Origin of the sequence: Burkholderia sp. L27(2015) (assembly GCF_009765705.1) — a bacterium.
In the GTDB taxonomy this organism is placed as follows: domain Bacteria; phylum Pseudomonadota; class Gammaproteobacteria; order Burkholderiales; family Burkholderiaceae; genus LMUX01.
In genome coordinates, this window is sequence record NZ_LMUX01000021.1 from 1,032,751 (window position 1) to 1,045,790 (window position 13,040).

The 13,040-nt window shown below is 59.6% G+C and carries 11 protein-coding genes and 1 pseudogene; 8 read left to right on the forward strand and 4 right to left on the reverse strand.

Translation table 11 applies throughout. The features are described from left to right. Positions 1–267 precede the first annotated feature (267 nt). The 3 genes and pseudogenes from ftsY (at position 268) to tssC (ending at position 4,500) form a co-directional block, all read left to right on the forward strand. Positions 268–1,611, forward strand: a complete 1,344-nt coding sequence (gene ftsY, locus GSQ77_RS23045) for a signal recognition particle-docking protein FtsY (protein ID WP_158905167.1) — start codon at positions 268–270, stop codon at positions 1,609–1,611. 472 nt (positions 1,612–2,083) lie between these two features. Continuing rightward, positions 2,084–2,560: pseudogene (locus GSQ77_RS23050) on the forward strand (Clp protease N-terminal domain-containing protein); the annotation flags it as partial. A 149-nt stretch (positions 2,561–2,709) separates the two neighbouring features. Next, on the forward strand, positions 2,710–4,500 hold the full coding sequence (tssC, locus tag GSQ77_RS23055; protein WP_174246481.1) for a type VI secretion system contractile sheath large subunit: 1,791 nt from the start codon (positions 2,710–2,712) through the stop codon (positions 4,498–4,500). A 36-nt stretch (positions 4,501–4,536) separates the two neighbouring features. On the opposite strand, the gene GSQ77_RS23060 is transcribed toward tssC, so the two are convergent. The 3 genes from GSQ77_RS23060 to GSQ77_RS23070 are packed head-to-tail and all read right to left on the reverse strand — an operon-like array spanning position 4,537 to position 6,569. Beyond that, a complete protein-coding gene (locus GSQ77_RS23060; protein WP_158905168.1) occupies positions 4,537–5,166 on the reverse strand; it encodes a LysE/ArgO family amino acid transporter in 630 nt (209 codons plus the stop codon). A 12-nt stretch (positions 5,167–5,178) separates the two neighbouring features. Further along, on the reverse strand, positions 5,179–5,823 hold the full coding sequence (maiA, locus tag GSQ77_RS23065) for a maleylacetoacetate isomerase (protein ID WP_158905170.1): 645 nt from the start codon (positions 5,821–5,823) through the stop codon (positions 5,179–5,181). A gap of 47 nt (positions 5,824–5,870) precedes the next feature. Further along, entirely contained in the window at positions 5,871–6,569 is a 699-nt protein-coding gene (locus GSQ77_RS23070) for a fumarylacetoacetate hydrolase family protein (RefSeq protein ID WP_158905172.1), read from the reverse strand. Between the two features lie 299 nt (positions 6,570–6,868). Between GSQ77_RS23070 and GSQ77_RS23075 the strand changes: the two genes are divergently transcribed. The 3 genes from GSQ77_RS23075 (at position 6,869) to ybiB (ending at position 10,489) form a co-directional block, all read left to right on the forward strand. Then, positions 6,869–7,534 carry an ANTAR domain-containing response regulator gene (locus GSQ77_RS23075; protein WP_158905174.1) on the forward strand — a complete coding sequence of 222 codons (666 nt, stop codon included), beginning with the start codon at positions 6,869–6,871 and terminating at the stop codon, positions 7,532–7,534. 380 nt (positions 7,535–7,914) lie between these two features. Beyond that, on the forward strand, positions 7,915–9,204 hold the full coding sequence (locus GSQ77_RS23080) for a CmpA/NrtA family ABC transporter substrate-binding protein (protein WP_158905176.1): 1,290 nt from the start codon (positions 7,915–7,917) through the stop codon (positions 9,202–9,204). A 298-nt stretch (positions 9,205–9,502) separates the two neighbouring features. Beyond that, positions 9,503–10,489 carry a DNA-binding protein YbiB gene (gene ybiB, locus GSQ77_RS23085; protein WP_158905178.1) on the forward strand — a complete coding sequence of 329 codons (987 nt, stop codon included), beginning with the start codon at positions 9,503–9,505 and terminating at the stop codon, positions 10,487–10,489. A gap of 41 nt (positions 10,490–10,530) precedes the next feature. Here ybiB and GSQ77_RS23090 read toward each other — a convergent pair whose 3' ends face one another. After that, a complete protein-coding gene (locus GSQ77_RS23090; protein WP_254067745.1) occupies positions 10,531–11,088 on the reverse strand; it encodes an acyloxyacyl hydrolase in 558 nt (185 codons plus the stop codon). Between the two features lie 402 nt (positions 11,089–11,490). Between GSQ77_RS23090 and rpoH the strand changes: the two genes are divergently transcribed. Both rpoH and GSQ77_RS23100 read left to right on the forward strand, forming a co-directional pair. Beyond that, positions 11,491–12,390: an RNA polymerase sigma factor RpoH gene (gene rpoH, locus GSQ77_RS23095; RefSeq protein WP_158906505.1), complete on the forward strand. Its 900-nt coding sequence runs from the start codon at positions 11,491–11,493 to the stop codon at positions 12,388–12,390. A gap of 312 nt (positions 12,391–12,702) precedes the next feature. Then, positions 12,703–12,867: a hypothetical protein gene (locus tag GSQ77_RS23100; protein ID WP_158905180.1), complete on the forward strand. Its 165-nt coding sequence runs from the start codon at positions 12,703–12,705 to the stop codon at positions 12,865–12,867. The last annotated feature ends 173 nt before the right edge of the window (positions 12,868–13,040 follow it).

Below are 13,040 nucleotides of genomic sequence, written 5' to 3' on the forward strand. Positions count from 1 at the left end.
CCGATGCTTCGGTAGCAAGGCTTCAATTCGGATGTCTTGACGGGTGTCTTGATTTAGCCGCGACCACCGCGCCGCGTTAATTGAACACATCGCGAACACATCGGTATCGATATTGGCGGTATCGGCTTGCGCCGTGTTCCAACGGCATCGGCGCGCCGTTACGCTTCTTTTTGAAAACATGGCATGCCCGCTAGATAGTGCGTGTCCCCGGTCTCAGACCTGGCGCAGCCGACACGCTGCGTCTCGACGAATTCGAGCTTTTGCATAATGTTCAGTTTTTTCAAGCGATTTAAGGGCAATCAGCCTGAATCGGCCCCGCCTACGGATGCACAGCGGGTTACGCCGATCGTGAACGATTCCGGCTCGCCCTCTTCCTCCGGCGTCCCTGCCCCCGGGCCTGATGTGTCTACCGGAGCAGCGGATCAGCCGCGTGCGCTGGAGCCACGCTTGCCTGAGCCACAGCCACACACGCTGCAGCCACACGCGCAGCAACCACGCTCAGACCTACCGAGCGCAGATATCGCGCCCGCGCCTACCCCCACTGAGCCGCCCGCGTTTGCGCCGCGCGCCCCCCTCAACCCTGTCGAGATCGGTACGAAAATCGCCACGCCTACCGGCTCAGACTCCGATCGTGCTGCATCATCCAAGCCGCTGGGTTTTGACACGACGGAATTCGACACGATCGTGCCGCCGCCGCCTCCCGAACCGGCGGCTCGTAGCTCGTGGCTGGCGCGATTGCGCAGCGGCCTGTCAAAAACGAGTGCCGGGCTCACCGGTATCTTTGTCGGCGTCAAGATCGACGAGGCGCTATTCGAGGAGCTCGAAACCGCGTTGCTGATGTCCGATGCCGGCGTCGACGCCACCGAATATCTGCTAGGCGAGTTGCGCCTCAAGATCAAATCCGATCGCCTGACAGAAGGGGCGCAAGTCAAAGCCGCCCTGCGCACAATGCTGGTCGAGTTGCTCAAGCCGCTCGAAAAATCGCTGGTGCTCGGGCGAGCCAAGCCCTTGGTCATCATGATTGCCGGTGTCAACGGCGCCGGCAAGACCACCAGCATCGGCAAGCTGGCCAAACATCTGCAGCACTACGGGCAATCCGTGCTGCTCGCAGCCGGTGACACCTTTCGCGCAGCCGCTCGCGAACAATTGGCGATCTGGGGCGAACGCAATCAGGTGACCGTAATCTCGCAGGACGGCGGCGATCCGGCCGCCGTAATCTTCGACGCAGTGGGCGCCGCGCGAGCGCGCAATATCGATGTGCTGATGGCCGACACGGCTGGGCGCCTGCCGACGCAACTGCATCTGATGGAAGAGCTGCGCAAGGTCAAGCGGGTTACCGCCAAAGCCATGGACGGTGCACCGCACGAAGTGTTGCTGGTGATCGACGCCAACACGGGACAAAACGCGCTGGCCCAGGTGAAGGCCTTCGACGATGCGCTCGGCCTGACGGGTCTCATCGTGACCAAGCTGGACGGCACGGCCAAAGGCGGCATCCTCGCCGCGATCGCGCGACAACGTCCGATACCCGTCTATTTTATTGGGGTAGGCGAAAAAGTCGAGGATCTGCAGCCGTTTTCCGCTACGGAATTCGCCGACGCGCTGCTCGGCTAAGTGCCGTGAAATCGGGTCAAAGATAGCTGCGGATTATTTGCACGCGCCCCGCTGCGTTAGCAACTCTGCAGCGATGAACTATGCCAGCTCTGCGTAGCGTCGGCCGACGGGCCGTTCCAAGCGCTCGATCAGCAACGCAGCCGGGGCCGCTTGGCTCATGCCAATCCGGCTCGCCACCAAGATGGCTTGGGTTATATCCGGCCCGTGCAAGCACATATAATTCATCGTTATCCTAATTAATACCCACTAAATCCACACGTTCCCGCACCGATAAATTGGGCGAGAGTCTCGAAATCTCGTTGCCGAACTTTTAGATAGGACGAAACCACCTCCGTCGCGAAGGCGCATCGCGCCTCAAAAACATTCTAACGTGCCCAAAACTTGCTTGATTGTGCAAATCGAATCCTTTTTGCTTTATAAATTCGAGCATGACATTCACATCATGCAACGCCATCATCATTGGGCATATTTCATGACCATTTCAAGACAAGCATTGTTTGGCAAGCTCGGGGGCACCCTTTTTGTAAGCATCGAATCTGCCGCCGACTTTTGCAAACTGCGCGGCAATTCGCACGTTGATCTCGCGCACTGGCTGCATCAACTTTTGCAATTGCCCGACAGCGATTTGCACCGCATTCTGCGTCATGCGGGAGTGGACCGCACCCTGCTCGATCGCGACATAGCGCGCGCATTGACGACATTGCCTTGCGGCGCCACGTCCGTCGGCGACTTTTCACCTCATCTCCAATTAGGCATCGAGCGCGCATGGGTGCTGGCCACCCTGACCTTCCGCGATCGCCGCATCCGCAGCGCGTGGTTGATCGCGGCGCTCATCAAGACGCCGGAATTGCGGCGCGTATTGCTAGACATTTCGCCGAGCTTGCGAGCGATTCCGGTTGACGGCCTGGCGCACCATTTCCCCTTGTGGATTGCCAGCTCGCCAGAGGCCGACGAGCCACACTGCGCTGACACCGCTTTTTCGCGGGACCGATGCGCGGCCGCATGTGCCCGCTGCCTGATGTAACGGCCACGCATAACGACCAATCGCAACAACATATCCTTTCCTTACCGGCAACCTACATCGTCTACGGAGCCAAAATGTCCGTTTCCCATGGTATGAAAAAAATCGTCGAGCACAATCGCGCGCCCCGTCTGCAGATCGAATACGACATCGAGGTCCACGGCGCGAATAAGACGGTCGAGAAAGTCGAGCTGCCGTTCGTGATGGGCGTGCTTGCGGACCTTTCGGGCAAACCGATCGAAGCATTGCCGCCTGTCTCGCAGCGTACGTTCATCGACGTCGACCTCGAAAACTTCGATCAGTGGATGAAAACCATTGGGCCGCGTGTCGCGTTCACAGTCCCGAACACCCTGTCCGAAGGCGTGCAGCTGCGGTTCGAGATGAGCTTCGAGAGTATCGATGATTTCTCACCGACCGCCGTCGCGCGTCGGGTCGACTCGCTCTCGCACTTACTGGATGCACGCACGCAGTTGGCGAAGCAAACGGCGGTGCAAAGGCTAGCCGAGCAGCCAGGACAGCAGCCCAACACTCTTTGCCACGACGCCGACAAGAGCATTGAAGCCACCATCGCAGAGATGGACCGCAAGTTGTCGAATCAGATCAATCTAATCCTGCATCACAGCGAATTTCAGAAGCTCGAATCGGCTTGGCGCGGTGCATATCATCTCGTCTCGAACACCGAAACCGATGAAAAACTCAAGATCCGTTTCATGGATGTCTCGAAGGACGAACTGCGTCGCACAATGCGACGCTACAAGGGTCTCGCATGGAAACGCAGCCCCTTGTTCAAAAAAGTCTACGAAGAAAAATATGGGCAGGTGGCCGGCGAGCCATACGGCTGCCTGATCGCCGACTATTACTTCGACCACACGCCGCCCGATGTCGATCTGCTAGGGGCGCTCGCCAAGTTGGCGGCCGCAGCGCACGCGCCGATCATATCGGGCGCGTCTGCGTCGTTATTGGAAATGGAGTCCTGGCAGGAGCTGACCCACTCACATGACCTGACCCAGATTTTCACACAGCATCGCCAATACGCATCGTGGAACTCCCTGCGCAATACTGAGTGCGCGCGCTATGTCGGCCTGGCCATGCCTCGATTTCTTGCGCGTTTGCCCTATGGCGCCAAAACAAAACCGGTCGACGAATTCGATTTCGAAGAGGACGCCAACGGCGACGATCATCGGCAGCGCGCCTGGATCAATGCCGCCTATGCGATGGGCGTCAATATCAATCGTTCTTTCAAGTTGTACGGTTGGGGCTCCCCGATTGGAGGTATCGAATCGGGCGGTACGGTAGAGGACGGGCCGTGCCACACCTTCTCGACCGACGGCGGCGCCGTGGATGTGGCATGCCTAACCGAGATTGCGATTTCAAGCCGACGCGAAGCGGAGTTGACGCGTAGTGGTTTCATCCCGCTGATCCGCCGCAAGAACACCGCTCACGCCACCTTCGTCACTGCGCAGGCGCAACAAAAGGCTGCCGAAGTCCACGGCGCCTGCGACGCCGCTACAACTGCCAATGCCAACGCGTCCGCGCGGCTGACGCAGATGTTTGCGTGCTCGCGTTTTGCGCACTATCTCAAGTGCATCGTGCGCGACGAGTTCGGCACACTCAAGGGGCGCGAGGACATGCAGAGCTGGCTCAACGAATGGATCATGAATTACGTTGACGCGGATTCGGCCCATTCGTCGCAAGAAACCAAGGCGCGCCGGCCGTTGGCCGCCGCCGCAGTGACGCTCGAGGATGTGGAGGGCAAGCCCGGTTACTACCGGGCCAAGCTCGTCGTGCGTCCGCACTTTCAGCTCGAAGGTTTGACGATTTCGCTGCGGCTTGTGGCCAAGCGGTCGCCGATCAAGGAAGCGGCCTGAGGAATCGGCCCGAGCGAGCGACGTGGGACAGCGCCGTCACAGCACCAACGACAGCGCAATTCCCCACATCACCACGCCGATCACCGCATCCAGCACCCGCCACGCCATATCGCGCGAGAACAGCGGGATCAACAAACGCGCGCCATAACCGAGCACAGTGAACCAAACCACCGACGCCGTCATCGCTCCCAGCGCAAACCACCGGCTGGTAGGTTGCCCATATCCCGCGCCGATCGAACCCAGCAACACAACGGTATCGAGATAAACGTGGGGATTGAGCAAAGACAACGCCAGCACCGTCAACGCGGCCGTGCGGGCGGACTGGCTCACCTGCTCGGCCGCCTCCAAATGCCCCGCACCCCGCCACGCGGCGCGGAACGCTCGCGCCCCATACAAGGCCAAAAACACCACACCGGCCCAACGAATCACGGCAAGCAGCTTGGGCATGGCCCCAAGTAACGCCCCCATCCCACCGACGCCGAGCGCAATCAGCGAGACATCGACCGCAATGCAGATCGCCACGCTTAGTCCCACATGCTCACGGCGCAAACCCTGTCTCAACACATAAGCGTTCTGCGCACCGATCGCGATGATCAAGCTGGCGCCCAGCCCCAAGCCCGCGGCAAACGCCCCTCCCGAGACGCCCAGCCCCGTCAAACCAGTCATCGAAAACCCCATTTATTCAGCGTCTGGTTGTGCCGCGGGTGCAGCGCGTGCAAACGCGTCCAACGTCCCCGCGTGCTCGTAGATACGTTGCAGCGTCGGAAATGCAACCATATCGACCTTGAACCGATGCGCGTTAAAAATCTGCGGGACCAGGCAGGCATCCGCCATCGTAGGCGTATCGCCCAAGGCAAACAATCCCGTGCGAGCGCTCTTCGCCAGCCGCGTTTCAAGCGATGCGAAGCCGACCTCTATCCAGTGCCGATACCAGGCGTTGCGCGCTTCGTCGTCGACCCCGAGGCGTTTCAGATAACCCAACACGCGCAAGTTGTCGATCGGATGAATATCGCAAGCAACGTGCTGCGCGATCCCGCGCACATACGCGCGGTCCAACGCTGTACCTGGCAGCAGCGAGGGCGTGGGATGGACCTCTTCGAGATACTCGATCATCGCCAGCGACTGGTGCAGCACTGTGCCGTCATCGAGCGTCATCGTCGGCACCAGCGCATCCGGATTGCGTTCCGTGTAGTCCGGCGCGCAATGCTGGCCACCGTCCCTAAGCAAATGCACAGGCAAGATGTCGTAAGGCAGCCCCTTCAGATTCAATGCGATCCGAACGCGATAGGCGGCTGAACTGCGAAAATAGCTATACAGCTTCAAATTATGTCTCCTCGGCTAATTCTCTCGCCCCCCCCCAACCCACCCTCTCAGCTAATCTTGACAGTGATCTCGCCCAAACCCTGCACGCCGCCCACCATCAGGTCGCCGCGCACGATCGGGCCCACGCCTTCCGGTGTGCCGCTGTAAATCAAGTCGCCCGGGAACAATTCGAACAAGGTCGACAGATAGGCGATGGTCTCGGGCACCGACCAGATCAATTGCGAAATGTCCGAACGCTGACGGTCCACGCCGTTCACCTTCAACCAGATCGCGCCTTCGCTCGGGTGCCCCACGGCGCTAACCGGATAGATAGGCCCCAGCGGCGCGGAGTAATCGAAGCCCTTGGCGATATCCCACGGACGACCCATTTTCTTCATCTGCGCCTGCAGATCGCGGCGCGTCATGTCCAGGCCCAGCGCATAACCATAGACGTGGTCCAAGGCGCTCTCAACCGAAATGTCCTTGCCCTGCTTACCGATCGCGACAACCATTTCCATTTCGTAGTGCACGTCCTGCGACTGCGACGGATAGGGAAAGTTGGCCGTCTCGCCAGTTGCCGCGTACACCACCGCATCAGCCGGCTTGCAAAAGAAAAACGGCGGCTCGCGATCGGGATCATGTCCCATCTCCCGCGCATGCGCTTCATAATTACGGCCGACGCAGTAAATCCGGCGAACCGCGAATTGCTGCTCCGATCCGACGACGGGAACCGCAGCCGCAGGGGCGGGGGGGAAAACGAAAGTCATTTGGGTCTCTCCAGGGGCTAACTCGGGCGCCCGCCACCAAGCGTGCGCATTGAATGGGTTTCGTGCCGCGAGCCATAAATAGGTCCGGTGCAGCGGCGCTTATTATGTTCCCTGCGTTGCCTTCCTAGCAATATGGTTATATTCGGGGCACGCGCTCAAATTAGTCGATTTGCCGATCGACCCACGGCTAAACTCCTGCCCTATCTTGATCGCCGGGGATATCAATCGGAATATTTCAGGCGTAAAACTTGCTGTATCTTCCGGGGGACGCGACACCGCATTCCCTTGCCGGAACTTTGATGAAAAAACCGTCTTCCGCACCCGCTACAGCCCTCGGGGCCAGCGATTCCGCAGAACCCGCCGCGACGGCACCCGTGCCGTTGCGTATCCTGCTCGTGCGCGATCCCTTCAATTCTCATGAAGACGATGTCAGCGCGATCCGCTCCGGCCTGGCCGACGCGGGGTATGAACTTGTCAGCGTGGCGGACGCCGATTTGGATCTGCCGCGTCTGATCGAAGCGAGTCAGCCGGATTTGTTGATCATCGAATCGGAAGCCGCGGCCCGCGACCTGGTCGAGCACGTGTGCGTGAGCACGCAGCACGCACCCCGTCCTATCGTGCTGTTTACCGACAACACGGACAATGACCGGATACGCAGCTCGATTGCCGCCGGCATCACCGCTTACATCGTCGACGGCATCAAGCCGGATCGTGTCAAACCGGTGCTCGACGTTGCCTACGCACGCTTCCAGTTCGAACAGCAGTTGCGCAGCGAGTTGGCCGAGACGCGCAACAAGCTCGCCGAACGTAAAGTGGTGGAGCGCGCCAAGGGCTTGTTGATGCAGCAGCTCCAGGTGACCGAAGACGAGGCCTACCGGCGCCTGCGCAAACTTGCGATGGAAAAGAACATCCGCATCGCCGAGGCCGCGCAGCGCATTATCGACATTTCCGCTGCACTCAGTTAAAGCGCGCCGACGACACACCCGCGGCAGCACTCGCATGGTGCAATGCACCACAAAAGGAGCACCATTTGCGAATAGACCCGCACCGCGAGATCGAACCGGTCACACAGCGCGCCTACCCATCTGCCAACTTACTTTCCCCATTCCTTCTCGACGGGATCCCCGCCCACTGGCGCTCAAGCTTGCCGACCCAGCCTCGCTTTATCCATTGGCACGCGGCTTGCCTATATTCGCCGGAGGCCAATGGTGGTCTTGATAAATTCGGTGCGCCCAATGACGGGTACACTAATGGGATGACGGCGTCCCGAAACGTAACGATGCACAGCGACTGCGCTGCGCACACGCACGTTTCGGGACGCTTTTTTTATCGCGGAGAAAGCACTATGACGCAAACGAGCCGGCCGGCTTCGAACCTGTTGCATGCCTCGCAAAACCCGCAGCGACGTAAATTGCTGTCGGGTGCGGCGCAAGCCGCCGCAGGCGTCAGCACTCTGAGCATGGTCGATCCGCGCGTGCGCGCTGGCGCCTGGGCAGCAGGCTCGGACGCACCGGAAAAGCCGGAGGTCAAGATCGGCTTTATTCCGCTGACGGATTGCGCTTCGGTGGTCATGGCGTCCACATTGGGCTTCGACAAGAAATACGGCATCAAGATCACGCCCAGCAAGGAAGCGTCATGGGCCGGCGTGCGCGACAAACTAGTCAACGGCGACCTCGATGCGTCACATGTGCTGTACGGATTGATCTATGGTGTGCAGCTCGGAATCGGCGGCCCGAAGAAAGACATGGCCGCGCTGATGACCCTCAACCACAACGGCCAAGCCATCACGCTATCGAGCCAGTTGGCGCAAAAAGGCGTGACTGACGGCACGACGCTGGCCGCGCTTATGAAGCGCGAGAAGCGCGAATACACGTTTGCGCAGACGTTCCCGACCGGCACGCACGCCATGTGGCTCTACTACTGGCTGGCCGCCAACGGCATCAACCCGATGACCGATGCGCGTTCGATCACGGTACCGCCGCCACAGATGGTGGCGAATATGCGAGTCGGCAACATGGACGGCTTTTGCGTCGGCGAGCCGTGGAATGCGCGTGCGATCGCGGATAAGATCGGCTTCACCGCCGTGACCACGCAAGACATCTGGAAAGACCATCCCGAAAAGGTGCTGGGCACCACGGCCGAATTTGTCGAGCGCTATCCCAATACCTCGCGCGCCATGGTGGCCGCCGTATTGGAGGCCTCCCGCTTTATCGATGCCTCGATTTCGAACCGGCAAAAAACGGCCATGACGATAGCCGCCGAGCCCTATGTCGACACGGACGAAGACGTGATCGTCGACCGCATGCTCGGACGCTATTCCAATGGCTTGGGCAAGACCTGGGACGATGCCAATCCGATGCGCTTTTTTGAAGACGGCGCGGTCAATTTCCCGTACCTGTCGGATGGCATGTGGTTTCTGACCCAGCAAAAACGCTGGGGCCTGCTCAAAGACCATCCGGATTATCTGGCGGTCGCCAAGCAAGTCAACCGCATCGACGTCTATAAGCAGGCGGCAGCCGCTGCGAGCGTCGCGTTGCCTAAAACGGACATGCGCGGCGCGACCCTGATCGACGGCGTGGTGTGGGATCCGAGCGAGCCCAAGGCGTACGCCGACGGCTTCACGATACACGCGTAATCGAGGAGCTACCCATGAGTGTTGGCGCCTAACCCTTAGGCGGCACACCGACGCTGGCTCTGGCATCGCTCGATGTGCAAGAGAGTCGCGCAGCAAAACGATTTGACTATGTCTCGGAGTGAGCGAAAATGCGATCGGCAGTTGGCTCGCGGCGCGCTCATCCGACACATGTGGCACCGCTGCGCAGCTCGCTGGATTGCAAGACGCGCTCAAATGCGGCATTCAATGCGGGTCGTGTTTGCCGGAACTTAGGCGCATGATTGCGCATGCGGCAGCCCTTCCCACTTCCTGAATACACATGACTGAATCTGTTTTTCGCTGCGCTCCGTTTCTCAAGGAAATCGGGCGCGGCCCTAATGGCGCCCGAGCGCTGTCGAGTACCGACGCGGGTGCGCTCTACGAGGCGATGTTGGCCGGCGAGGTGAGCGACGTCGAGTTGGGCGCCGTATTGATCGCCTACCGGCTCAAAGGCGAAACGCCGGCCGAGCTGGCGGGCATGCTGGCCTCGGCCCATGCCACATTGACCCCACTGGCAGCGCCCCAGACGGCGTTCCGGCCGGTTTCCATTCCCACGTATAACGGCGCGCGCAAGCAGGCGAATTTGACGCCCTTGCTGGCGCTGCTGCTCGCGCGCGAAGGCGTGCCGGTGCTGGTTCACGGCGTGACCGACGACCCGGGGCGCGTAACCAGCGCGGAAATCTTCTCTTATCTGGGCATCGAACAATCGCGCAACAGCACCGATATCGAAGCGGCGCTCAAGACCCGCCTGATCGCGTTCGCGCCGATCGATACGCTCTCGCCGCCCATGGCGCGGTTGCTCGCCTTGCGCCGAGTGCTGGGGGTGCGCAATTCGACTCACACCTTGGTGAAGCTATTGCAGCCCTTTAGCTATCCAAAACTCGGTCATCCCAAGGGCGGTCACGCGTTGCGGCTGGTCAACTACACTCACCCGGAATATCGCGAGAACCTTGCGGAACTGTTCAAGGCGCACCCCGAGATCGGTGTTGGCGGTGCGCTGCTTGCGCGTGGTACTGAAGGCGAAGCGGTCGCCGACACGCGCCGGCAGGTTCAGATCGACTGGCTTCATGACGCCCGGATCGAGACGGTGGTCGCGGCGGAGCATCGGGCCGCCGAGGCTCCCTTGCCGGCTCTGCCGGCCAGCCGCGACGCCGATACTACCGCGCAGTGGATCGACGACGTGCTGGCCGGCAAGATTGCCGTGCCCGAGCAGATCACCCGGCAAGTGAACGTGATTCTGCGCATAGTCTCGGCACAGGCGGCCTGAGCTGCGCGGCTGCGTGGTCGCACGGCTGCGCAGTCGCACGGTCAGAAATTGTATTGCACGTACACTTCGTGGAAATTGACGCCGGGGTTAGGCTTTTTGATATCGGCGTTGGATATATGCTGGAACCGATACCCGAGCTGGTATTGACCACGCTGCCCGAACATCAGACCGACGCCCGCTATTTCCGTAAATTGAAATCCGGTGGAAAGGCTGTAATCGGTCGCGATAACCGCATGCGATAAGCCGCGCAACCCCACACCACCCTCGATGTAAGGCCGGATATCCCCGCCGTTCTTGACGAACCGGACGATAGGATTCAGACCAAATTCGGTAATGCTCGCGTTGACATTTCCCTCATCGGTATGCCACTGCGCGACGTGCCCCTCGGCGAGCGCCGTAAAGTGCCAATTGCCGGTGTCCCACCACGTAATATTGGGATCCCAAACGAATCCCAGATCGCCTTTTTTGATGCCCCGATCGCCCGTCCCCGCACCCAATTGAAGGCCGAACTGATCGGCGCTGGCGTGGGTGGAAATCGCCGCCAGCAATGCCATGGCCATGTAGCGCAACCAATGTGTTCTTGTTTGAACGTTGTACATTGATCTTCCCCTCCAAAATCAAAAAAACGGACTGGCCTTAAGCCACGTTTAAAGAGAATGGTGTCTACTGCAGCTAAGGGCATTCAGCGTCATATCGGATTTTGCCCCAATAGCTCGGATCCGTCCGAGAGGCGGGCACCTTGCGGCGTAAAAAATGCCCTATTAGGCGCATACATCACAATATAGTTACTTCTATGACTGGTCATCGGACGAAAAATCCCAAAAACCAGACAAAAAAGTTGATCTCAATTTTAAGGGGTTGACGTGGCTCTTAGCACTCCGCGCAAGTGAGTGCTAAAATCACCGCGATGTATGTTGCAATGCAAGACGAAAAGGAGTTTGAACGTGAACCAGGACATGACCTTACCCGCCATCGCCAGCTTGAACGAAGCAGGCGTGGGTATGCGTAAGTCAGGCGCGCCGGCTGCCAGGTCCGGTACTCTCGTCGCGGCAAACAGCCTCTTGGGGCCCGTGGGTAACATTGACGCCTATATCCAGGCCGTCAACCGGGTTCCGTTGCTGACCGCCGCCGAGGAGCAGCGGCTGGCCATCGAATACCGCGACCGCAACGATTTGGACGCAGCTCGCCAACTGGTGCTCTCGCACCTGCGGCTGGTGGTGTCGATCGCCCGGAATTATCTGGGCTACGGTTTGCCCCATGCCGACCTGATCCAGGAAGGCAATATCGGTTTGATGAAAGCCGTGAAGCGCTTCGATCCGCAACAGAATGTGCGGCTGGTGTCCTACGCCATGCATTGGATCAAGGCCGAGATCCATGAGTACATCTTGCGCAACTGGCGCATGGTCAAGGTTGCGACGACCAAGGCGCAGCGCAAGCTGTTCTTTAACCTGCGCAGCCACAAGCAGGGCATACACGCGTTCACGCCCGATGAAATCGAAGGGCTCGCGAAGGAACTGAACGTCAAGCGCGAAGAAGTCGCCGAGATGGAAACGCGCTTGTCCGGTGGCGATATCGCCCTGGAAGGTCAAGTCGAAGATGGCGAGGAAGCGTTCGCGCCGATCGGATACCTGACCGACACGCATGACGAGCCCACCGAAGTGCTGGCCGCGCGCCAGTTTGACCGCTTGCAAAGCGACGGGCTGGGCAGCGCGCTGGAGTCGCTCGACGCGCGCAGCCGCCGCATTATCGAAGCGCGCTGGCTGCAGGTGTCCGACGATGGCTCGGGCGGCGCCACCTTGCACGATCTGGCGGACGAGTTTGGCGTATCGGCCGAGCGCATCCGGCAAATCGAGGTCAGCGCGATGAAGAAAATGCGCTCCGCCTTGCACGATTACACCTGACGGATGTGCCGGGCTATTATTCGTAACACTTTCTTGCATTTTTGCGCAATCGTGTACTGAAGGCTCTCGACACGCGTAGCGCCCCAGTGCACGGGCCTCGCAAGCGGGGTCAGACGTATCCGGCGCTGTAATTTGGCGGCTCGAACCCAGTAAAACGCGGCATATGTTTTTTGTTTTGCCGTTATAGTGTTATCTGAGGAACGGGAATTTCGTTTAGGCGTTCGTTCATGCGGCCAGACTGCTTTGCAGCCGAGCTACTTGCAACGCCCGATCCACCGCAATATTGAAGTCATGCTTTATTTGGAGTGCGCCATGTTGGATACGAACTGGATCCTGGCTTTGGGCCTGTTGTTGGCATTTGGCACGCTGGGTGTCGCGATCGTCAGCGGAATTCGCCAGATGGCGGAACAGGAAGCGCGCAAGCGTCTGATCCCCATCCGCATCCGTGCGTCGGACTATTCAAGCCGTCAACGCTAGTTTTGCGATGGGACCGTGCGACTGCGGGTCGTACCTTGCAGTAGCTGGCCCCGTTTGGTAGGTCCGGCTTATTTAAGTTGATCAACACGCATGGGATCGTCCCTTGCGTGAGATTTGTGTAGGTTCCACGCGGCTCGCTCTCACGCCAGCTCTGCTCACAAGTATCTGCTTAG